This is a genomic window from Pseudomonas sp. GZD-209 (assembly GCF_049310485.1).
GTDB classification, from domain to species: Bacteria; Pseudomonadota; Gammaproteobacteria; order Pseudomonadales; family Pseudomonadaceae; genus Aquipseudomonas; species Aquipseudomonas sichuanensis.
On sequence record NZ_JBMOWQ010000150.1, the window covers coordinates 1 to 21600 of the forward strand.

Sequence of the window (21600 nt, forward strand, 5' to 3'; positions counted from 1 at the left end):
CCCTCCCTCCCCGGGCGTGCCCCCCCCCCCCACCCCCCCGGGGAGGTCCTCCCCCCCCCCGCGATTGGCCCTCAGTGCAATTCGAAGGTATCGGCGTCCAGGTTGGCCGGGAAGCGCGCCCGGTACGCCGCCAGTTCCGCGGCACGCAGCACCACGGTGAACACCCCGTCGGCCTCGCCCGCGCTCAACAGGCTCTCACCCTGGAAATCCAGCACCTGGCTGTCGCCGGAATAGGCAAAGCCCTTGCCATCGGTGCCCACCCGGTTCACCGCCGCCACGAAGCACAGGTTCTCGATCCCCCGCGCCGGCAGCAGCCGGTTCCAATGGGTGCGCCGTGCCGCAGGCCAGTTAGCCGTGTACAGCAGCAGGTCGGTGTCCTGGGCGTCGCGGCTCCACACCGGGAAGCGCAGGTCGTAGCAGATCAGCGGGCGAATGCGCCAGCCCTTGAGTTCGAACTGCACCTGGCGCTCGCCGGGGGTGTAGTGCTTGTGTTCGCCGGCCATGCGGAACAGGTGGCGCTTGTCGTAGTGCAGGATCTCGCCATCGGGCCGCGCCCACAGCAGGCGGTTGCGGTGGCTGCCATCGGCGGCCTGGATGATCACGCTGCCGGTGATCACTGCATTGCGCTTCTTCGCCTGGGCCTTGAGCCACTTGTAGGTCGGGCCGTTCTCCGGCTCCGCCAGGCTTTGCGACTCCATCGAAAAACCGGTGGTGAACATCTCCGGCAGGATCACCAGGTCGACTTCACCGGCCTGGCCGATCAGTTCCTCAAAATGGGCATAGTTGGCTTCGCGGTCGTGCCAGGCCAGGGTGGTCTGCACCAGGGCGATTTTCAGGTTCGGCAGTTCACTCAGATCGCGCATAGTTTTTCCGCCGCCTGTCGCAGCGTCTCCTCACGTTTGGCAAAGCACAGGCGCACCAGGCGTTGCTCGGGGATGGGTTGCTGATAGAACACCGACACCGGGATGCTGGCCACGCCGTGTTCGCGGGTCAGCCACAGGGCCATGTCGACGTCGTTCAGGTCGGAGCGGATCTGCGAATAGTCCACCAGTTGGAAATAGGTACCCGGGGTGCGGGTGAAGCTGAACCGCGAGGCTTGCAACAGGTCGCAGAACAGGTCGCGCTTGGCCTGGTAGAAGGCTGGCAGCCCGTAGATGTGCTCCGGGTGCTCGGCCATGAAGTCGGCCAGGGCGCACTGCAAGGGCGTGACACCGCAGAAGTTGACGTACTGGTGAACCTTGCGCAGTTCGGCGCTGAGCGCCGGCGGCGCGACCACGTAGCCGGTCTTCCAGCCGGTGACGTGGTAGGTCTTGCCGAACGAGCTGATGACGAAGGCCCTGCTGTACAGCTGCTCGTGGGCCAGCACGCTGGCGTGGCGCACGCCGTCGTAGATCAGGTGCTCGTAGACTTCGTCGCTGACCAGGTAGATGTCGCGGTTGTCGATCAGCGCGGCCAGCTGGTCCAGGTCGTCGCGGCTGATCAGCGCGCCGCTGGGATTGTGCGGCGAGTTGAGGATGACCATGCGCGTGCGCGGGCTGAGGGCGTCGCTGAACTTCTGCCAGTCGATGCTGAAGCTGCCGTCAGCCAGCGGTACGTGCACGCAGCGGCCACCGGCCAGCTCCACCGAGGGTTCGTAGCTGTCGTAGCAGGGGTCGAAGACGATCACCTCATCGCCGGGGTGGATCACCGCCTGTATGGCACAGAAGATCGCTTCGGTGGCACCGGGGGTGATGGTCACTTCCTGGTCCGCGTCCACCGCCACGCCGTACAGCCGAGCGATCTTGGCCGCCACTTGCTGGCGCAGGGCTGGCAGGCCGGTCATCGGTGAATACTGGTTGTGCCCGGCGGCCACATGGCGGCCAACGGCATCGAGCAGGGCCTGGGGGCCGTTGAAGTCAGGGAAGCCCTGGGACAGGTTGAGCGCACCGGTCTGCATGGCGAGCTGCGACATGGTGGTGAAGATGGTCGTGCCGACGTTCGGCAGTTTGCTGCGGATCATGGAGCCCTCTTTCCTGGGGTTTTTCCGGCACGGGGTGGAGCCCGAGCATAGCGGATCAAGCAGTCAGGAAAAAGGTTGAAACAATAGGGGGATTGCGTTGGGTCAAGTCAGCAACGAACCGTGGGAGCGGCGGTGCGCCGATGCGACTTGCCCCGCGATGGCAATTGACCAGGCAGCAAAACATTTTTGCCCGAAACCATCGCGGGGCAAGCCCGCTCCCACGAAGCGCAACACAAGCGCAGTTACTAGCGCTTGTCGCGGCGCTTCTTCTCGGCCTTCTTGTGGTGCGACATCAAGCGGCGCTTCTTGTTGACCTGGCGATCGGTGAGGGTGTTCTTGTTGCCCTCGTACGGGTTCTCACCGCCCTTGTACTCGATGCGGATCGGCGTACCGACCAGCTTGAGCACGCGGCGGTAGGTGTTCTCCAGGTAACGCGAGTAGGACTTGGGCACCTTCTCGGTCTGGTTGCCGTGGATCACGATCAGCGGCGGGTTGGCGCCACCGAGGTGGGCATAGCGCAGCTTGATGCGACGGCCGTTGACCAGCGGCGGCTGGTGCTCGCTGATGGCGTCTTCGAGGATCTGCGTCAGGCGGCTGGTCGGCCAGCGGGTGACCGCCGACTTGAACGCGGCCTGCACCGACTTGTACAGGTGGCCAACGCCGGTGCCGTGCAGGGCGGAGATGAAGTGGATGTCGCAGAAGTCGACGAAGAACAGCCGGCGCTCCAGCTCGGTCTTCACGTAGTCGCGCTCGCCCGCTTCCATGCCATCCCACTTGTTCAGCGCGATGACGATGGCCCGGCCGGATTCGAGGGCGAAGCCCAGCAGGTTGAGGTCGTGGTCGACCACGCCTTCGCGGGCGTCCATGACGAAGACCACCACGTTGGCGTCCTTGATCGCCTGCAGGGTCTTCACCACCGAGAACTTTTCGACTTCCTCGTGGATCTTGCCGCGCTTGCGCACGCCGGCGGTGTCGATGAAGGTGTACTTCTCGCCATCACGCTCGAACGGGATGTAGATACTGTCGCGGGTGGTACCCGGCTGGTCGTACACCACCACGCGCTCTTCGCCGAGCATGCGGTTGACCAGGGTCGACTTGCCCACGTTCGGGCGGCCGATGATGGCGATCTTGATGCCGTCTTTTTCGCTCGGGCCTGGAATGCGCACGGCCTCTTCGCCTTCGGCGACGTCCAGGTCGAGGGCGTCTTCCTCGGCATCACGCGGGATGTGGCCGAGCAGCGATTCCATCAGGGCGTTGATACCACGGCCCTGGGAGCCGGCCACCGGGATGGCGTTGCCCATGCCCAGCGGCGAGAACTCGGCGCGGGCGATGTCCGGATCGATGTTGTCGATCTTGTTGGCCACCAGCACGGCCGACTTGTTCCGCTTGCGCAGGTGGTCGGCGATCATCTGGTCGGCGGCGGTCATGCCGGCGCGGGCATCCACCAGGAACAGGACGTAGTCCGCTTCTTCGATGGCCATCAGCGACTGCTCGGCCATCTTCTCGTCCATGCCCACTTCGTCACCGGTGATACCGCCGGTGTCGATCAGGATGAAGGAACGACCCTGCCAGCTGGCATCGCCGTACTGGCGGTCACGGGTCAGGCCCGACAGGTCACCGACGATGGCATCGCGGGTCTTGGTCAAGCGGTTGAACATGGTGGATTTGCCGACGTTCGGGCGGCCCACCAGGGCGATTACGGGAACCATGCGGCTCTCCACTCTTGAATTCTTGAAAATGCAAAGGCCGCTGCAAGGCAGCGGCCGGAGTTCGGGCGGCGTTTCCTACGCCGCTACCTGAGCCCGCGAACGGGCTCAAGCATAGCTTCAGCGGATGGTCAGTGCCTCGAGCTTGCCGCTGTTGCCGAAGACATAGATGGTGTCGCCGACCACAAGTGGGCGGGCGCGCAGGCCATCGCTGTCGATACGCTCACGGCCGACGAAGCGGCCATCGACCTGGCTCAGCAGGTGCAGGTAACCCTCGAAGTCACCCACCGCCACGTAGCTGGAGAACACTTCCGGCGCGGACAGTTGGCGACGGGCCATGCTGTCGTTGCTCCACAAGGCGCTGGAGGAACGCTCGTCGACACCCTCGACGGTGCCCGAAGCCAGGCTCACGTAGACGTTGCCGAAGCCCTGGGCGACACCCACGTAGCTGGAGGCATCACGCTGCCACAGCACACGGCCGCTTTCCAGGTCCAGGCCGGCGACGCGGCCCTGGTAGGTGCTGACGTACAAGGTGCCACCGGTCAGCAGCAGGCCGCCGTCGATGTCCACCACACGGTCCAGCTCGGAGCGCCCTTGCGGGATGGCCACGCGGCTTTCCCACACTGGTACGCCGTTGTTGATGTCCACCGCCACCACCTTGCCGGTGGACAGGCCGGCGACGGCCAGGCGGTTGGTGACGATCGGCGCGCCGGTACCACGCAGGGTGAGTACCGCTGGGGTGTTTTCGTAGATCCAGCGACGGTCGCCGGTGGCGGCGTCGAGGCCGATCAGGCGGTCGTCCTGGGTCTGCACCACCACCACGTCGCCGTTGTTGGCGGGCGGTGCCAGTACTTCGCTGGTGACGCGCGAACGCCAGCGCTCTTCGCCGGTGCTCGAATCCAGGGCAATGACTTCACCCTTGAGCGTGCCCAGCATGACCAGGCCGTAGCCCACGCCAACCGCGCCGGAAACCGGCAGATCGAGGTCCTTCTTCCACACCACGTCGCCGTTGAGGCGGTCGAGTGCGAAGACTTCACCAGTGACGTCGGCAGCGTAGATGCGGTCGTTCTCGATGGCCGGTACCAGGGTGTTGTACGTCTCGCCCTGGCCGTCACCGATCGAACGGCTCCACTGCTTCTTCAGCACCACTTCCTCGGTGAACTTGGTCAGCTCGGCCGGGGGCAGTTCCTTCTTGCTGTTGCTGCTGCAACCCGCTGCCAGTACGGCGAGGGTGAGCACTGCTGCTTGTTTCCAACCCTTCACTTCAGGCGTCCCCTTTGGCCAGGTCATCCAGCTTCAGTTGCAGGCCACCGATCGCGGCGTCGTCGGACAGCGCGGCCTTGGCTTTTTGGTAGGCGCCGTGGGCGTCGTCGGCACGGCCCAACTGCACCAGCAGGTCGCCCTTGAGCTCCTCGCGGCTGGCCAGGAAGGCTTTGTCGGCATCGCCGTCGAGCAGTTTCAGGGCCTCTTCGGCCTTGTCCTGTGCCGCGAGCACGCGGGCCAGGCGCTGACGGGCGATTTCACCCAGGGTGGCGTCGGCCGGCTTGTCCATCACGGCCTTGAGCTCGGTGGCGGCGTCATCCAGCTTGCCGCTGTCGACCGCAACCTTGGCCACGAACAGGCTGCCGTACTGGGCGTAAGCGCTACCGCCAAACTCGCTCTTGAGCTTGCCGGACAGCTCGGCGACCTTGCTTGCATCAGGCTGGCCAGACGGCGTCAGCGAGGTTTCCAGCAGGGCCTGGTACAGCGCCGAGGCGCCTTGCGACTGGTTGGCCTGGTACTTGTGCCAGGTCTGCCAGCCCATCACCACCACACCGGCCAGCAGCGCGCCGGTCAGCAGCGGCTTGCCGTTGCGGTTCCACCAGTCCTTGACCCCAGCCAGGTCGTCATCATCGGTACTCGACACCCCAATACTCCTTTTCGCCTATTCGTTGTTGAACCGCGTTACGCCTGGGCGATCGCGGTTTCCAGGTGCTCGGCAAGAGCATCCCAGGCAATGTTCTGTTGTTCGCCCTGGCCACGCAGGGGCTTCAGACCGATTTCTTGCTTGGCCAGCTCGTCGTCGCCGAGGATCAGGGCGAACAGCGCGCCACTCTTGTCGGCCTTCTTGAACTGGCTCTTGAAGCTGCCGGCACCGGCGTTGACCGCCAGGCGCAGGCCCGGCAGACGGTCACGCAGGCTTTCGCTCAGACGCAGGCCGGCCAGCTCCGCCTGCTCGCCGAAGGCGCACAGGTAGACGTCGATGGTGCGGTTGATCGACTCGGGCACCTTGCCCAGGGTCTCCAGCAGCAGGATCAGGCGTTCGATGCCCATGGCGAAACCAACGCCCGGGGTCGGCTTGCCGCCCATCTGCTCGACCAGGCCGTCATAACGGCCACCGGCGCAGACGGTGCCCTGGGCGCCGAGCTTGTCGGTGACCCACTCGAACACGGTCTTGCTGTAGTAATCGAGGCCACGCACCAGCTTGGTGTTGATCACGAACGGGATACCGGCGGCGTCCAGGCGAGCCTTGAGGCCCTCGAAGTGCACGCGGGATTCTTCGTCCAGGTAGTCTTCCAGCTTCGGCGCGCCGACCAGCACCGCCTGGGTGCCCGCATCCTTGCTGTCGAGGATGCGCAGCGGGTTGCTCTTGAGGCGACGCTGGCTGTCTTCGTCCAGTTGCTCGAGGCGCGCGGACAGGAACTCGACCAGCGCATCGCGGTAGCGCGCGCGGGCTTCGCTGGTGCCCAGGCTGTTGAGCTGCAGCTCCACGGCGTCCTGGATGCCCAACAGGCCCCACAGGCGCCAGGTCAGCATGATCAGCTCGGCATCGACGTCCGGGCCGTCGAGGTTGAACACCTCCACGCCGATCTGGTGGAACTGGCGATAGCGGCCCTTCTGCGGGCGCTCGTGGCGGAACATCTGGCCGATGTACCAGAGCTTCTGCACCTGGCCGTTGCCGGTGATGCCGTGCTCGAGTACCGCGCGCACGCAGGCGGCGGTGCCTTCGGGGCGCAGGGTGAGCGAATCGCCGTTGCGGTCGTCGAAGGTGTACATCTCTTTTTCGACGATATCGGTGACTTCACCGATCGAGCGCTTGAACAGCTCGGTGAACTCGACGATCGGCGTACGGATCTGGCTGTAGCCGTAGCTGTCCAGCAGGCCGGCCACGGTGCCCTCGAAGTAGCGCCACAGCGGCGACTGGTCGGGCAGGATGTCGTTCATGCCACGGATGGCTTGCAGCGATTTGCTCACGAGTAGTCCTTACGAATTCTGTGTATCAGCCACGGGCGATCAGCGCCGCGTCGGCCTCGGCCTTCTCGGCCGCTTTCTGGCGGATGAGTTTTTCCAGCTCATCGACCAGGTTGTCGTTGTTCAGCTTCTGCGATGGCTTGCCATCGATGTAGATCAGGTTCGGCGTGCCGCCGGTGAGGCCGACGTGCGCCTCCTTGGCTTCACCCGGGCCGTTGACCACGCAACCGATCACGGCCACGTCCAGCGGTACCAGCAGGTCTTCCAGACGCCCTTCCAGCTCGTTCATGGTCTTGACCACATCGAAGTTCTGCCGCGAGCAGCTCGGGCAGGCGATGAAGTTGATGCCACGGGAACGCAGATGCAGCGACTTGAGGATGTCGTAGCCGACCTTCACTTCTTCGACCGGGTCTGCGGCCAGCGAAATGCGGATGGTGTCGCCGATACCTTCGGCCAGCAGCATACCGAGGCCGACGGCGGATTTCACTGTCCCCGAACGCAGGCCACCGGCTTCGGTGATGCCCAGGTGCAGCGGCTGGATGATCTGCTTGGCCAGCAGGCGGTAGGCTTCGACGGCCATGAACACGTCGGAGGCCTTGACGCTGACCTTGAAGTCCTGGAAATCCAGGCGGTCGAGGTGCTCGACATGGCGCAGCGCCGACTCGACCAATGCGGCCGGGGTCGGTTCGCCATACTTCTTCTGCAGGTCTTTCTCGAGGGAGCCGGCGTTGACGCCGATGCGGATCGGGATGCCACGGTCACGGGCGGCATCGACCACCGCGCGAACGCGGTCTTCGCGGCCGATGTTGCCCGGGTTGATGCGCAGGCAGTCAACGCCCAGTTCGGCCACGCGCAGGGCGATCTTGTAGTCGAAGTGGATGTCGGCGACCAGCGGCACGCTGACCAGCTTCTTGATCTTGCCGAACGCCTCGGCGGCGTCCATGTCCGGTACCGAGACACGCACGATATCGACGCCGGCATCGACCAGGCGCTGGATCTGCCCCACGGTGGCGGCGACGTCATTGGTATCGGTGTTGGTCATGCTCTGCACCGCGATGGGCGCATCGCCGCCCACCGGTACATTGCCGACCCAGATTTTGCGGGATTCGCGACGTTTGATCGGAGATTCGCCGTGCATGACTTACTGTCCCAACTTCAGGCGAGCGGTTTCGCCACTGGTGAACGGGGCGACATCGACCGCCTGGCCGTTGTAGCTCACCTGGGCGCCGCGGGCGAACCCGAGGCGTACCGCGAACGGTGGCTTGCCGGTCAGTTCCAGGCTGTCGCCCTTGCGCTTGATGGCGCTGAACAGCACCTTGCCGTTGCCGTCGGAGACCTGGGTCCAGCAATCGGCGGTGAACTGGATGTGTACGCTGCCGCTGCCGGCCGGTACTGGCGCCGGAGCCGCTGCCGCTGCCGCCGGGGCAACTGGAGCCGGAGCGACGGCCACCGGGCTGGCGGGCGCAGGCTGGGCGACCGGGGCGACGGTTGCAGCCGGTGCAGGAACAGGAGTTGTGCTTGGCGCTGGCGCCGGCACGCTGCTGGACGGTGCCACAGCCACTACCGGTGCCGGGGTTTCAACGGCCACTGCCGGAGTTTGCTCGCTGGCCACAGGCTCCAATGGCAGCACTTCGCTGGCAGGTTGCTGGGCTTCGCTGACAGCCTGGTCTTCCGGCTCGTCCAGCGGGTGAATCTGGGTAGTGCCGTCGGCGCTCTCGACCTCGACGTGCTCCAGGGCGATCTTGGCCAGGTCCTTGCCGCGCAGGCTGCCCTGGTCCTGCCACCAGAAGAAGCCACCGCCCACCACGGCCACCAGCAACAGCAGGCTGACCACGCGCATGATGTTGTGCGACAGGCGGACCGGCTCCTCGATGCGACCGAGTGCGTGCACGTCGCTGCCTTGGGCGTGGGTGCCGGTGATGTTGTCGAACGCCTGCACCAGCGGTGCCTGGTCCATGCCCATCAGCTTGGCGTAGGCACGGATGTAACCACGGGCGAAGGTGTGGCCGGGCAGCTTGTCGAAGGCGCCGGCTTCGAGGTTGTTCAGCGAAGATACCGTGAGGTTGAGCTTTTGCGCGACTTCGGCCTGGCTCCACTCCCGCTGTTCACGGGCCTGGCGCAAGACGTCACCGGGGTTCTGGCGAGTCGCTGCTACTTCTGTTTGCGCGGCTTTCATCGTTGCTCCGACAGGTATTGCTGATATTCCGGCGTACCGGGATAAAGTCGTTGTAATTGCTGGCCCAACCGGGCCTCGTCACCCTGTTGGTCAAGGGCGCGGGCCAGGCGGCTGCCCAGCAACAGGCTGCGGGCGTTCTGTTCGCTCAGCTGGCTGAAACGATCGTAGTAGTCCCGGGCCGGCACATAATGCCTGTTTTCGTAGGACAACTCAGCCATTTCAAGCAACGCCTTCGGTTGGCGCTGATCGAGGCGCAGTGCCTTTTCCAGGTATTCGCGGGCCTGCTCGCCCTGCCCCAGCTTGCGCGCGGTCAGGCCGAGGTTCTCGTACACCCGCGAACGCTCAGGGTACAAGGTATCGGCGGCTGCCTGGCGAAACATCGCTTCAGCGTCGGCAAAACGGCCCTGAGCATATAGGAAACTGCCGTAGTTGTTGCGGATTCGCGTGTCATCCGGGCGTGCAGCCAGCGCTTTACGGAAGTGCTGGCCTGCCAGTTGCGGCTCAGCCTCGGCCTGGAACACCAGCGCCAGTGCCGCATTGGCGTCGGCATCGGTACTGTTCAAGGCCAGTGCCTTGGCCAATGGTGCCTTGGCCTGCCCGGTCAAACCTTGTTGCAAATACCCCAGCCCCAGCTGCACATAAGCCCGCACAGCCTCGTCACGCCCCTGGCGGCTGGCCAGCGGGTCGCCCCCACCGCTGGAAACGCAGCCAGCCAGCAGCGCAAGCGTGAGGATCGACAGCGCGGCGCGCAGGGTCATGGGGCGGGTGCTCGTCAGGGGCGCGCGGCGCTGTCTTGCGGCTCGTCGGCAGCCAGCTGGCGCACGGCGATGTAACGCTCGCTGCGGCGGGTGCGGTCGTTGACCTGGCCGACCAGCTGCCCGCAAGCGGCGTCGATGTCGTCACCGCGGGTGGTGCGGGTGGTGACGTTGAAACCACCGTGGTGCAACAGGTCCTGGAAGCGGCGAATGGCGTTGTTGCTCGGCCGCTCGTAGCCCGAGTGCGGGAACGGGTTGAACGGGATCAGGTTGATCTTGCACGGCACGTCGCGCAGCAGCTCGATCATCTGTGCCGCGTGCTCGGGCTGGTCGTTGACGTCCTTGAGCAGGGTGTACTCGATCGTCAGCACGCGCTTGCCGCCGAGCGTGGACATGTAGCCCATGCACGACTCCAGCAGCATCTTCAGCGGGTACTTCTTGTTGATCGGTACCAGGTGGTTGCGCAGCTCGTCGTTGGGAGCGTGCAGCGACAGGGCCAGCGACACGTCGATGTGCTTGGCCAGCTCGTCGATCATCGGCACCACGCCCGACGTCGAAAGCGTCACGCGGCGCTTGGAAATGCCATAGCCCAGATCTTCCATCATGATCTTCATGGCGGCGATGACATTGTCGAAATTCAGCAGGGGTTCGCCCATGCCCATCATGACCACGTTGGTGATGGCGCGGTCGATCTTGGCCGGAACGGTCCCGAAGGATTTGTTGGCAAGCCACACCTGGCCGATCACTTCGGCGGCGGTGAGGTTGCTGTTGAAGCCTTGCTTGCCAGTGGAGCAGAAGCTGCAGTCCAGGGCACAGCCGGCTTGCGACGACACGCAGAGCGTACCGCGATCGTCGGTAGGGATGTAGACGGTCTCGACACAGCTGCCAGAGGCAACGCGGACCACCCACTTGCGGGTGCCGTCGGCGGAAATGTCTTCACTGACCACTTCCGGGCCCCGAATCTCGGCAACGGCCTCGAGCTTTTCGCGCAAGACCTTGCCGACATTGGTCATGGCGGCGAAATCATCGACGCCAAAATGGTGAATCCATTTCATCACCTGACCGGCGCGGAAGCGCTTCTCCCCGATTGAGTCGAAGAACTGTTCCATTTCCGCCAGGGTCAGCCCCAGCAGGTTGATCTTGCCAGTAGATGTCGTCATGGATTCACCCTCACCCGTAAGCTTTCGCTTAGCGAGTGGTTACCTCGGTAGCAGCGAAGAAGTAAGCGATTTCGCGAGCAGCGGCAGCTTCGGAGTCCGAACCGTGAACGGCGTTGGCGTCGATCGACTCGGCGAAGTCAGCACGGATGGTGCCGGCAGCAGCTTCTTTAGGGTTGGTAGCGCCCATCAGCTCACGGTTCAGAGCGATGGCGTTTTCGCCTTCCAGAACCTGAACAACGACTGGGCCGGAAGTCATGAAGGCAACCAGGTCACCGAAGAAGCCACGAGCGCTGTGCTCGGCGTAGAAGCCTTCGGCTTCGGCTTTGGACAGTTGCTTGATTTTCGAGGCAACGATTTTCAGGCCGGCTTCTTCGAAGCGAGTGGTGATCTTGCCGATGACGTTTTTGGCGACGGCGTCAGGCTTGATGATCGAGAAAGTACGTTGAACAGCCATGGAGAACTCCAGAAATATGAGTGTTGCGAAAAATTAAACCCGCGAATTATACGCGGGTTCCAGGGGATTGCCTAACCTGCAGCGTGCGCTTAGTCGGCTTCGTCGATCCAGGCCGCCTGGATGGCCTCAAGCACCTTCTCACCGCCGCGTGACGGATCGTCGCTGAACTCTGGCAGTGCCAGCACCCAACGGTGCAGATCGACGAAATTCACGTAACGAGGATCGACGTCGGGCTTGCTTTCTGCAAGCTGGATGGCGATCTCAAGTACATCAATCCATTTCAGGCTCATGTGGACAAACCTCAGTGCGGCGCTTCGGCGGCGTGGTTGAGCGAGTATTTGGGGATTTCGATGGTGAGGTCTTCATCGGCCACCACCACCTGGCAACCCAGGCGCGATTGCGCTTCCAGGCCCCACGCCTTGTCCAGCATGTCTTCTTCCAGTTCGTCGGCCTCTTCGAGCGAGTCGAAGCCCTTGCGCACGATGCAGTGGCAGGTGGTGCAGGCCTTGACGCCGCCGCAGGCACTTTCCATCTCGATGTGATGATCGTGGGCCAGTTCCAGGATATTGGTCCCGGCGGGCACTTCCACGGTCAGCCCCTCGGGGCAGAATTTTTCATGCGGCAGGAATGTCACCAGCGGCATCGGTTACTCCTCGATCTCATTCAGGTTGCGCCCGGCCAGTGCGGCTTTGACCGTCGAATCAAGGCGACGGGCGGCAAATGCATCGGTCACCTGCGACAGACGCTTGGTCTGTTGCTCGATGGCGGCGCCATCGGTGCCGCTCAGCAAATCACGTAGTTCCTGCATCTGGAATTGGATGGCGTCGCGCTCGTCGCTGCTGAGCAGGCGCTCGCCATCGGCGTCCAGGGCGCCCTGTACCGCTTCGAGCAGACGCTCGCCGTCGACCTGGTGCTCGCGCAGCTGGCGCGCCTGCTTGTCGGAGCCTGCGTGCTCGAACGAATCCTTGAGCATGCGGGCGATTTCGCCGTCGGTCAGGCCGTAGGACGGCTTGACCTGGATGCTCGACTCCACGCCCGAACCCAGCTCACGCGCGGCGACACTGAGCAGGCCATCGGCGTCGACCTGGAAGGTGACGCGGATCTTCGCGGCGCCGGCAACCATGGCCGGGATGCCGCGTAGCTCGAAGCGCGCCAGCGAGCGGCAGTCGCTGATCAGCTCACGCTCGCCCTGCAGCACGTGGATCATCATGGCCGACTGGCCGTCTTTATAAGTGGTGAACTCCTGGGCACGGGCCACCGGAATGGTGGTGTTGCGCGGAATCACTTTTTCCATCAGCCCGCCCATGGTCTCAAGGCCGAGCGACAACGGGATGACGTCGAGCAGCAGCAGCTCGCCGCCGTCGCGACGGTTGCCGGCCAGGGTGTCGGCCTGGATGGCGGCGCCAATGGCGACCACCTGGTCCGGGTCGATGGAGGTCAGCGGGGTACGGCCAAACAGCGTACCCACGGCGTCGCGCACACGCGGCACGCGGGTAGAGCCGCCGACCATCACCACCGCACCCACCTCCTCCAGCTCGATACCGCTGTCGCGCACGGCGCGGCGGCAGGCCTTGAGGCTGCGGGCAATCATCGGCTCGATCATGGCGTCGAAGGCGGCGCGGGTCAGCTCGCCCTGCCAGGCAGCGTGCTGCACGCTGACCACGTCGGCATCGGTCAAGGCTTCCTTGGCCGCGCAGGCGGTTTGCAGCAACAGGCGCTGGGTGGCGGGGTCGAGATCGGCGGACAGGCCGGCCTGCTCGATGATCCAGCCGGCAATGGCGTGGTCGAAGTCATCGCCACCCAGGGCGGTGTCGCCGCCGGTGGCCAGCACTTCAAAGACGCCAGCGCTCAGGCGCAGGATGGAAATATCGAAGGTACCGCCGCCCAGGTCGAAGATCGCCACCACGCCTTCGGCATTCTGATCCAGGCCATAGGCCACGGCAGCAGCAGTCGGCTCGTTGAGCAGGCGCAGCACGTTGAGGCCGGCCAGCTTGGCGGCATCCTTGGTGGCCTGACGCTGGGCGTCGTCGAAATACGCAGGAACAGTGATCACCGCGCCTACCAGCTCACCGCCGAGCGTCTCTTCGGCACGCGCACGCAGCACCTTGAGGATGTCGGCCGACACTTCCACCGGGCTCTTCGGCCCCTGGACGGTGTCGATGAACGGCATGTGCGACTCACCACCGACAAAACGGTACGGCAGTTGCTCGCCGAGCTGCTTGACGTCGGCCAGGCCACGACCCATCAGGCGCTTGACCGAGACGATGGTGTTGAGCGGGTCGCTGGGCGCAGCCTCGCGCGCGCTCAGGCCAACGTCGACGCCGCTATCCAGGTAGCGCACGGCGGAGGGCAGGATGACCCGGCCCTGGGCATCAGGCAGCGGCTCGCTGCGCCCGCTGCGCACGGCGGCGACGAGAGAATTGGTGGTGCCCAGGTCGATGCCCACCGCCAGGCGGCGCTGGTGCGGCTGGGGGCTCTGACCGGGTTCGGCGATCTGCAGTAGGGCCATGCTTATCTGAGTACCTTAGGCGTCATCACGGGTAACGCCGGGATTAATCGTCGAGGCGCTCTTCGAGTTGGCGCACTTCTTGGGCGAGCTTGTCGAGGAACTGCATGCGGCGCATCAGGCGTTCGGCCTGGTCACGCTCAGCTGCAACATCCCAGCAGGCGGCGAAATCCTCGTTCAGCGTGTCCTGGGCGGCCTTGAGCCGCTTCTTGAACACGGCCACGCCGTCGAGATCGGCTTCGTCCTGCAGCTCTTCGAGCTCTTCGCGCCACTGCATCTGCTGCAACAGGAAGGCCGGGTCGTGCACGGTGACTTCCTGGGGCACTTCGTGGCCACCGATGGCCAGCAGGTAACGGGCACGGCGCGGTGCGCTGCGCAAGGTCTGGTAGGCGTCGTTCAGGGCCGCCGACTTTTCCAGGGCAACGCGCTGTTCGCGCTCGGAGGCATCGGCGAAGCGGTCCGGATGGACCTCGCGGGCCAGCTCGCGGTAGCGAGTGGCCAGCTTGTCGAGGTCCAGGCGAAAGCTCGGTTGCAGGTCAAACAGTGCGTAATGACAAGGAGTACCCACGGCCAGCCTCAAACGTTGAAGCTTTCGCCGCAGCCACATTCACCGCGCACGTTGGGGTTGTTGAACTTGAAGCCTTCGTTCAACCCTTCCTTGACGAAGTCCAGCTCGGTGCCGTCGAGGTACACCAGGCTTTTCGGGTCGATGATGACCTTCACGCCGTGGTTCTCGAACACCTGGTCTTCGTCAGCCAGTTCGTCAACGAACTCCAGCACGTAGGCCAGGCCCGAGCAACCGGTGGTGCGCACGCCCAGGCGAATGCCTTCACCTTTGCCGCGCCCGTCGAGGGAGCGGCGAATGTGGTTGGCGGCGGCTTCTGTCATGCTGATGGCCATCGGAACTCCTTACCTTGCAACAGGCGACTTAGACCAAGCCTTTCTTCTGCTTGTAATCGCGAACGGCTGCCTTGATGGCATCTTCGGCGAGCACGGAGCAGTGGATCTTGACCGGCGGCAGTGCCAGCTCTTCAGCCAGCTGGGTGTTCTTGATGGTTTCGGCTTCGTCCAGGGTCTTGCCCTTCATCCACTCGGTGGCGAGGGAGCTGGAGGCGATGGCCGAACCGCAGCCGTAGGTCTTGAACTTGGCGTCTTCGATGATGCCTTGCTCGTTGACCTTGATTTGCAGACGCATCACGTCGCCGCACGCTGGAGCGCCGACCATGCCGGTACCGACATCCGGATCCTCGGCATTCATCTTGCCGACGTTGCGTGGGTTTTCGTAGTGGTCGATGACCTTTTCACTGTATGCCATGGTGCAATTCCTTCCTCATCAGGGAGCCGCTCTTGCCGGCGACTGCTTAGTGGGCGGCCCACTCGATCTTGGAGATGTCGACGCCGTCTTTGTACATGTCCCAAAGGGGCGACAGCTCACGCAGTTTGTTGACGGCCTCGCAGACTTTCTGCGCGGCGTAGTCGACTTCTTCTTCGCTGGTGAAGCGGCCGAAAGAGAAGCGGATCGAGCTGTGCGCCAGTTCGTCGTTGCGGCCCAGGGCGCGCAGGACGTAGGACGGCTCGAGCGAAGCGGAGGTGCAGGCCGAACCGGACGAAACGGCGATGTCCTTGAGCGACATCAGCAGCGACTCGCCTTCGACATAGTTGAAGCTCAGGTTCAGGTTGTGCGGTACGCGGGCGGTCTGGCTGCCGTTGACGTACAGCTCTTCGAGGTCCGAGACCTGCTTGAAGAAGCGGTCGCTCAGGGCCTTGATGCGCACGTTTTCGCTGGCCATTTCCTGCTTGGCAATGGCGAAGGCTTCGCCCATGCCGACGATCTGGTGGGTTGGCAGGGTGCCCGAGCGCATGCCGCGCTCATGACCACCGCCGTGAACCATGGCTTCCAGGCGTACACGCGGCTTGCGGCTGACGTACAGCGCGCCGATGCCTTTGGGGCCGTAGACCTTGTGCGCCGAGAACGACATCAGGTCGACTTTCAGCTTTTGCAGGTCGATTTCGACCTTGCCGGCCGACTGGGCGGCATCGACGTGGAACAACACGCCGCGCGAGCGGGTCAGTTCGCCGATGGCGGCGATGTCGTTGATCGAGCCGACTTCGTTGTTCACGTGCATCAGCGAGACCAGGATGGTGTCGTCACGCAGGGCAGCCTCGACCATGGCCGGGGTGACGATGCCGTCATCGCCTGGCTCGAGGTAGGTGACTTCGAAACCTTCACGCTCGAGCTGGCGAGCGGTATCCAGGACCGCCTTGTGCTCGATCTTGGAGGTGATGATGTGCTTGCCCTTGGTCTGATAGAAGTGCGCCACGCCTTTGAGGGCGAGGTTGTCGGACTCGGTGGCACCGCTGGTCCAGACGATCTCGCGCGGGTCGGCATTGATCAGCTCGGCCACCTGGCGACGGCCATTCTCGACCGCTTCTTCGGCTTTCCAGCCAAACACGTGGGAGCGCGAGGCCGGGTTACCGAAGTTCCCGTCGACCAGCAGGCATTCGGCCATTTTCTGGGCCACACGTGGATCGACCGGCGTGGTCGCGGAGTAATCGAGGTAGATCGGCAACTTCATTGAGTATCTCCTATCAGGCGTTGGCGTCGCTCGGCGCTGTAATCAGTCGACGGCGGACGTCTCAATCTTGTCCAGCATGGCGGTACGGCCTGCAACACGGCGCAGGTCCTGGCGTTGGGCGACTTCTTGCACCTCACGGCGCTTGACGAGGTCGGCCAGGCTGATGCCACTGAGGAATTCATGGATCTGCTGGCTCAGGTCGCACCACAGGTGGTGAGTCAGGCAGGTATCACCGGCATGGCAGTCGCCCAGGCCCTGGCAGCGGGTGGCATCGACCGATTCGTTGACCGCGTCGATCACCTGGGCCACCTGGATGGTTTCCATGCCGCGCGACAGCTGGTAACCGCCGCCCGGGCCGCGAACGCTGGATACCAGGCTGCTGCGGCGCAGCTTGGCGAACAGCTGCTCCAGATAAGAAAGGGAAATGCCCTGGCGCTCGGAAATATCGGCCAGTGACACCGGCCCATGCTGCGCGTGCAACGCCAGGTCAAGCATGGCGGTCACGGCGTATCGGCCTTTGGTAGTCAGTCGCATGGCGTATGGTTACCACGGGAGTTACAGAATGTGTGCGAGTATGCGATTCCCGAGCATTTAAGTCAACTATTAGACCTAGTGCTTTAGTCGGGTATGCATGCGGGAGGCGGGCGCGAGTGTAGCAGACGAGGGGCGCGAGCACACGCCCCTTGTGTCGGGCTGGCGGAATCAATGCGGCTGAGTGTCGCCTTGCTTCAGCTCTGCGCAGGCATTGGCGAAGTCATCGGCGGGCAGTGCCGGCAGCTCCTTGGCACAGTAGTCACTGCCCATCCTGGTCAGGGCGCCACACATCCCCTCCAGGCGCTCGTCGACTGCCTGCAAGTGGTCGAGCATCTGGCCGATGGCCCTGGCCACCGGGTCAGGCATGTCGCCGCTGACGCCATAGGCGTCGAATCCGATCTTCTCGGCCATGGCCTTGCGCTTGGCCTCGACGGCATCGTCCTCGCTCTTGACGATGATGCGCCCCGGGATGCCCACCGCCGTGGCGCCGGCCGGCACCGCCTTGGTGACCACGGCGTTGGAGCCGATCTTGGCCCCGGCACCGACCGTGAACGGCCCCAGCACCTTGGCGCCCGCCCCCACCACCACGCCGTTTTCCAGGGTCGGGTGGCGCTTGCCTTTGTTCCAGCTGGTGCCGCCCAGGGTTACGCCCTGGTACAGCGTCACGTCGTCACCGATCTCGGCGGTCTCGCCGATGACGATGCCCATGCCGTGATCGATGAAGAAACGCCGGCCGATGGTCGCACCCGGGTGGATCTCGATACCGGTCATCCAGCGCCCGAAGTTCGACACCAGGCGTGCCAGCCATTTGAAATCGCGCTTCCACAGGGCACTGCCCAGACGGTGCAGCCAGATGGCGTGCATGCCCGGGTAGCAGGTCAGGACCTCGAAGGCGTTGCGCGCCGCCGGGTCACGATGGAAAACACTTTGAATATCTTCACGCAGACGCTCGAACATCGTTCAGTCCTTCCGTTTATGCGGCTCGCCCCGGACGACTTTCTGGGTCTCGGTGAGGATGCCGCGCAAAATGCTCATTTCCGTACGCTCGACCGAGCTGCGCCCATACAGCCGGCGCATGCGCGGCATCAGGTGCTTGGGCTTGGCGGGGTCGAGGAAGCCGATGTCCACCAGGGTTTTTTCAAGGTGGTCATAGAACAGCTCCATTTCGTCCATGGTCGCCAGCTCATTGGCGTCCGCTTTCTCGACCTTTGGCGCTACGCCCTGCACTGCCAACGAGGCCATGCGCACCTCGTAGGAGAGCACCTGGACGGCGGCGGCCAGATTCAGCGAGCTGAAGTCGGGATTGGATGGAATGTGCACGTGGAAGTGACATCGCTGCAGTTCTTCGTTGGTCAGCCCGGCGTGTTCGCGACCGAACACCAGGGCGATTTCCTCGCCGGCCAGGGCATGTTCCACTGCCTTGGTGCCGCACTCCCGGGGGCCGATCAACGGCCAGGGGATGCTGCGCTCGCGGGCGCTGGTGCCCATCACCAGGCTGCAGCCGACCAGTGCCTGCTCGAGGCTGTCGACCACCTGGGCATTGTCGAGCACATCGTCGGCACCCGAGGCGCGCGCCGAGGCATCGGCGGCAGGGAATTCTTTTGGCTGCACCAGCACCAGACGCGCCAGGCCCATGTTTTTCATGGCACGCGCAGCGCCGCCGATATTGCCGGGGTGGCTGGTATTGACCAGAACAACACGAATATTTTGCAGCAAGGTGTTGTGCTCACAGACGCGGATGAAGAAGGTTTCGATCTTACAGAACCGACCAGCGTAACGCCATGAAAGCAAATGTGACACTTCTTCCGTCAAAGATTTCTGCTAGAATGTGCGGCTTTCTTCTTTAACATCTCCAGGTGACCTTCCCATGCAGCCTATGCTGAATATCGCCCTGCGCGCCGCTCGCAGCGCCAGTGAACTGATTTTCCGCTCCATCGAACGCCTGGACAGCATCAAAGTCGACGAAAAGCAGGCCAAGGACTATGTGTCCGAGGTCGACCGCGCCGCTGAGAAGGTCATCGTCGATGCCCTGCGCAAAGCCTACCCGAACCACTCGATCCAGGGCGAAGAGACCGGCCTGCACGCTGGCACCGGCGAAGAAGGCAAGGACTACCTGTGGATCATCGATCCTCTGGACGGCACCACCAACTTCCTGCGCGGCATCCCGCACTTCGCGGTCAGCATCGCCTGCAAATACCGCGGCCGCCTGGAGCACGCCGTGGTCCTCGACCCGGTTCGCCAGGAAGAATTCACCGCCAGCCGTGGCCGTGGCGCCCAGATCAATGGCCGTCGCCTGCGCGTCAGCTCGCGCACCAGCCTGGAAGGCGCCCTGCTGGGCACCGGCTTCCCGTTCCGTGACAACCAGCTGGCCGACCTGGACAACTACCTGGGCATGTTCCGCGCACTGACTGGCCAGACCGCCGGCATCCGCCGCGCCGGCTCCGCCAGCCTGGATCTCGCCTATGTGGCCGCCGGCCGCTTCGACGCCTTCTGGGAGTCGGGCCTGTCCGAGTGGGACATGGCTGCAGGCGTGCTGCTGATCCAGGAAGCAGGCGGCCTGGTGAGCGACTTCAACGGTGGCCATGACTTCCTCGAGAAGGGCCATATCGTTGCCGGCAACATCAAGTGCTTCAAGGCCGTGCTGACTGCCATCCAGCCGCACCTGCCCGAGAGCATGAAGCGCTAAGCGCTGATTGCCGAGCACAAAAAAGCACCTCTTGAGGTGCTTTTTTTATGCCGTTTTTATGGGGAATCGCTAGCTGTTTGGGCGGCGCTGTCGCGCAGAGTAACGCGTGGGAACGGGCTTGCACTGCGATGCGATCGATATATGGCACCGGCTTCGCCGGTGATCGCGGGGCAAGCCCGCTCCCACGCTGTTCCTGCTAACCGTTTGAATCCATGAGAGCGGCAGGAGAACGACTCACTGCCCTGCCTGGTTCTCGCTCAGGATCAACTTGCCATTCTTGTCCACAGGGATGGTCGAGCCCGGCTCGTGATTCATCTTCACCTTGCCCACCTGGTCACCGAGGGAATAGGTGACGTTGTACCCCACCACCTTCTCGCTGACGTCGTTGACCGTGCTGCAACGGGTCTGCATGGTCGTGGTGGTGTCACGCTCCTGCATGTATTCCTGGGTCTTGTTGCCCGCGTAGCCACCGCCTACCGCGCCGGCGACCGTGGCGATCTTCTTGCCGGTACCACCGCCGATCTGGTTACCCAGCAGACCACCGGCAATGGCTCCGACCACGGTACCGGCAATCTGATGCTGGTCCTTGACCGGTGCCTGGCGGGTCACAGCGACCTCCTTGCACACCTCGCGCGGTGTCTTCACCTGCTGCTTGATTGGCTGCACGTCGGTGACCTGAGCGTATTCAGGGCCCTTGTTCACCAAGCTGTAGGTCGCCACAGCACCTCCGGCAGTCACACCGACAGCACCCAGTACCGCACCCACCAGCATTGATTTATTCACCTGAACCTCCTGATCTTTCTTACGGGTTCCAGCCCGCTTTCTCCCAGCCTTGGAGCAAAAAAAAAGGCGCGAGTTCAACACTCGCGCCTTTCATTACGCCGAACGGCGTTGAACGATCGTTTACGGACGCTCGTCCACGTCTTCGCTCTTGGCCGGCGGGATCAGGTCTTCACTGCTCAGGTTCAGCCAGATCAGCACCACGTTGGCGATGTATATCGACGAATAGGTACCCGCCATGACGCCGATGAACAGCGCCAGGGAGAAACCAAACAGGTTGTCGCCACCGAAGAACAGCAGCGCCGCGATGGCCAGCAAGGTCGACACCGAGGTAGCGATAGTGCGCAGCAGGGTCTGGGTGGTCGAGACGTTGATGTTCTCGATCAGCGAAGCCTTGCGCATCACCCGGAAGTTCTCACGCACCCGGTCGAACACGACGATGGTGTCGTTGAGCGAGTAACCGATGATCGCCAGTACCGCTGCCAGCACCGTCAGGTCGAAGGTGATCTGGAAGAACGACAGGATACCCAGGGTCACCACCACGTCGTGGATCAGCGAGACGATGGCACCCACGGCGAACTTCCACTGGAAGCGGAACGCCAGGTAGATGAGGATGCCGCCCAGGGCCAGGAGCATGCCCATGCCGCCCTGGTCACGCAGCTCTTCACCCACCTGCGGGCCGACGAACTCGACGCGCTTGAGGGTGGCCGGGTTGTCACCGCCGGCCTTCTGCAGCGCCGCCGCTACCTTGTTGCCCAGCAGCGGGTCATCGCCCGGCATGCGCACCAGCAGGTCGGTGGTGGCGCCGAAGCTCTGCACCACCGCCTCGTGGAAGCCCGACTCAACCAGCTCGGCACGGACGGCCTTGAGGTCTGCAGGGCGCTCGTAGGTCAGCTCGATCAGCGTACCGCCGGTGAAGTCCAGGCCGAAGTTCAGACCCTTCTGCCACCAGCTGAACAACGCCAGTACGGTGAGGAGCACGGTAATGGCGAATGCGACATTGCGCACGCCCATGAAATTGATGGTTTTCATCGCAG

Annotated in this window: 24 protein-coding genes; 1 reads left to right on the forward strand and 23 read right to left on the reverse strand. The window is 63.7% G+C overall.

Annotation, left to right across the window (positions count from 1 at the left end):
* Positions 1-71: 71 nt before the first annotated feature.
* From ACO6VM_RS17615 to trmJ, 21 genes are all read right to left on the reverse strand, one after another.
* Positions 72-863: an amidohydrolase gene (locus ACO6VM_RS17615; protein ID WP_125465394.1), complete on the reverse strand. Its 792-nt coding sequence runs from the start codon at positions 861-863 to the stop codon at positions 72-74.
* The gene (locus ACO6VM_RS17620) at positions 851-1999 is read right to left on the reverse strand and encodes a pyridoxal phosphate-dependent aminotransferase (RefSeq protein WP_422403575.1); all 1149 of its coding nucleotides are present in this window, start codon (positions 1997-1999) and stop codon (positions 851-853) included. The genes ACO6VM_RS17615 and ACO6VM_RS17620 overlap by 13 nt, the downstream gene beginning before the upstream one ends.
* Positions 2000-2244: 245 nt before the next feature.
* Positions 2245-3708 carry a ribosome biogenesis GTPase Der gene (der, locus tag ACO6VM_RS17625; RefSeq protein WP_401059803.1) on the reverse strand — a complete coding sequence of 488 codons (1464 nt, stop codon included), beginning with the start codon at positions 3706-3708 and terminating at the stop codon, positions 2245-2247.
* A 117-nt stretch (positions 3709-3825) separates the two neighbouring features.
* Positions 3826-4995 (reverse strand): outer membrane protein assembly factor BamB, encoded by a 1170-nt coding sequence (gene bamB, locus ACO6VM_RS17630; RefSeq protein WP_390968450.1) that lies wholly within the window; start codon positions 4993-4995, stop codon positions 3826-3828.
* Positions 4970-5611 (reverse strand): tetratricopeptide repeat protein, encoded by a 642-nt coding sequence (locus tag ACO6VM_RS17635; RefSeq protein WP_401059805.1) that lies wholly within the window; start codon positions 5609-5611, stop codon positions 4970-4972. Before ACO6VM_RS17635 ends, bamB begins: the two co-directional genes overlap by 26 nt.
* Positions 5612-5649: 38 nt before the next feature.
* Positions 5650-6939: a histidine--tRNA ligase gene (hisS, locus tag ACO6VM_RS17640; protein ID WP_125860155.1), complete on the reverse strand. Its 1290-nt coding sequence runs from the start codon at positions 6937-6939 to the stop codon at positions 5650-5652.
* 25 nt (positions 6940-6964) lie between these two features.
* On the reverse strand, positions 6965-8074 hold the full coding sequence (gene ispG / locus ACO6VM_RS17645) for a flavodoxin-dependent (E)-4-hydroxy-3-methylbut-2-enyl-diphosphate synthase (protein WP_110993496.1): 1110 nt from the start codon (positions 8072-8074) through the stop codon (positions 6965-6967).
* A gap of 3 nt (positions 8075-8077) precedes the next feature.
* Positions 8078-9112 carry a RodZ domain-containing protein gene (locus ACO6VM_RS17650; RefSeq protein WP_422403576.1) on the reverse strand — a complete coding sequence of 345 codons (1035 nt, stop codon included), beginning with the start codon at positions 9110-9112 and terminating at the stop codon, positions 8078-8080.
* Positions 9109-9870, reverse strand: a complete 762-nt coding sequence (gene pilW / locus ACO6VM_RS17655; RefSeq protein ID WP_323831501.1) for a type IV pilus biogenesis/stability protein PilW — start codon at positions 9868-9870, stop codon at positions 9109-9111. Before pilW ends, ACO6VM_RS17650 begins: the two co-directional genes overlap by 4 nt.
* 14 nt (positions 9871-9884) lie before the next feature.
* Positions 9885-11027, reverse strand: a complete 1143-nt coding sequence (gene rlmN, locus ACO6VM_RS17660) for a 23S rRNA (adenine(2503)-C(2))-methyltransferase RlmN (protein ID WP_422403577.1) — start codon at positions 11025-11027, stop codon at positions 9885-9887.
* Between the two features lie 28 nt (positions 11028-11055).
* The gene (gene ndk / locus ACO6VM_RS17665; RefSeq protein ID WP_008092560.1) at positions 11056-11481 is read right to left on the reverse strand and encodes a nucleoside-diphosphate kinase; all 426 of its coding nucleotides are present in this window, start codon (positions 11479-11481) and stop codon (positions 11056-11058) included.
* A gap of 89 nt (positions 11482-11570) precedes the next feature.
* Positions 11571-11771 carry a Fe-S cluster assembly protein IscX gene (gene iscX / locus ACO6VM_RS17670; protein WP_110699949.1) on the reverse strand — a complete coding sequence of 67 codons (201 nt, stop codon included), beginning with the start codon at positions 11769-11771 and terminating at the stop codon, positions 11571-11573.
* An 11-nt stretch (positions 11772-11782) separates the two neighbouring features.
* Positions 11783-12124, reverse strand: a complete 342-nt coding sequence (gene fdx, locus ACO6VM_RS17675) for an ISC system 2Fe-2S type ferredoxin (RefSeq protein ID WP_110735783.1) — start codon at positions 12122-12124, stop codon at positions 11783-11785.
* Positions 12125-12127: 3 nt separating this feature from the next.
* Complete coding sequence (gene hscA / locus ACO6VM_RS17680) at positions 12128-13990, reverse strand: Fe-S protein assembly chaperone HscA (protein WP_422403578.1); 1863 nt, start codon at positions 13988-13990, stop codon at positions 12128-12130.
* 43 nt (positions 13991-14033) lie between these two features.
* Positions 14034-14555 (reverse strand): co-chaperone HscB, encoded by a 522-nt coding sequence (gene hscB / locus ACO6VM_RS17685; protein ID WP_125465404.1) that lies wholly within the window; start codon positions 14553-14555, stop codon positions 14034-14036.
* 8 nt (positions 14556-14563) lie between these two features.
* Positions 14564-14887, reverse strand: coding sequence for an iron-sulfur cluster assembly protein IscA (iscA, locus tag ACO6VM_RS17690; protein ID WP_003248536.1), 324 nt, complete (start codon positions 14885-14887; stop codon positions 14564-14566).
* 28 nt (positions 14888-14915) lie between these two features.
* The gene (iscU, locus tag ACO6VM_RS17695; protein ID WP_010452756.1) at positions 14916-15302 is read right to left on the reverse strand and encodes a Fe-S cluster assembly scaffold IscU; all 387 of its coding nucleotides are present in this window, start codon (positions 15300-15302) and stop codon (positions 14916-14918) included.
* Between the two features lie 46 nt (positions 15303-15348).
* Positions 15349-16563, reverse strand: coding sequence for an IscS subfamily cysteine desulfurase (locus ACO6VM_RS17700; protein ID WP_390968463.1), 1215 nt, complete (start codon positions 16561-16563; stop codon positions 15349-15351).
* 42 nt (positions 16564-16605) lie between these two features.
* Positions 16606-17097, reverse strand: a complete 492-nt coding sequence (gene iscR / locus ACO6VM_RS17705) for a Fe-S cluster assembly transcriptional regulator IscR (RefSeq protein ID WP_110993503.1) — start codon at positions 17095-17097, stop codon at positions 16606-16608.
* A gap of 168 nt (positions 17098-17265) precedes the next feature.
* Positions 17266-18054 carry a serine O-acetyltransferase gene (cysE, locus tag ACO6VM_RS17710; RefSeq protein WP_401059816.1) on the reverse strand — a complete coding sequence of 263 codons (789 nt, stop codon included), beginning with the start codon at positions 18052-18054 and terminating at the stop codon, positions 17266-17268.
* A gap of 3 nt (positions 18055-18057) precedes the next feature.
* On the reverse strand, positions 18058-18813 hold the full coding sequence (gene trmJ, locus ACO6VM_RS17715; RefSeq protein ID WP_401059832.1) for a tRNA (cytosine(32)/uridine(32)-2'-O)-methyltransferase TrmJ: 756 nt from the start codon (positions 18811-18813) through the stop codon (positions 18058-18060).
* Between the two features lie 151 nt (positions 18814-18964).
* Between trmJ and suhB the strand changes: the two genes are divergently transcribed.
* On the forward strand, positions 18965-19783 hold the full coding sequence (gene suhB / locus ACO6VM_RS17720; protein ID WP_347151079.1) for an inositol-phosphate phosphatase: 819 nt from the start codon (positions 18965-18967) through the stop codon (positions 19781-19783).
* Between the two features lie 234 nt (positions 19784-20017).
* Here suhB and ACO6VM_RS17725 read toward each other — a convergent pair whose 3' ends face one another.
* The gene (locus tag ACO6VM_RS17725) at positions 20018-20566 is read right to left on the reverse strand and encodes a glycine zipper 2TM domain-containing protein (RefSeq protein WP_401059818.1); all 549 of its coding nucleotides are present in this window, start codon (positions 20564-20566) and stop codon (positions 20018-20020) included.
* Positions 20567-20686: 120 nt separating this feature from the next.
* On the reverse strand, positions 20687-21595 hold the full coding sequence (gene secF / locus ACO6VM_RS17730; RefSeq protein ID WP_401059820.1) for a protein translocase subunit SecF: 909 nt from the start codon (positions 21593-21595) through the stop codon (positions 20687-20689).
* Positions 21596-21600 lie beyond the last annotated feature (5 nt).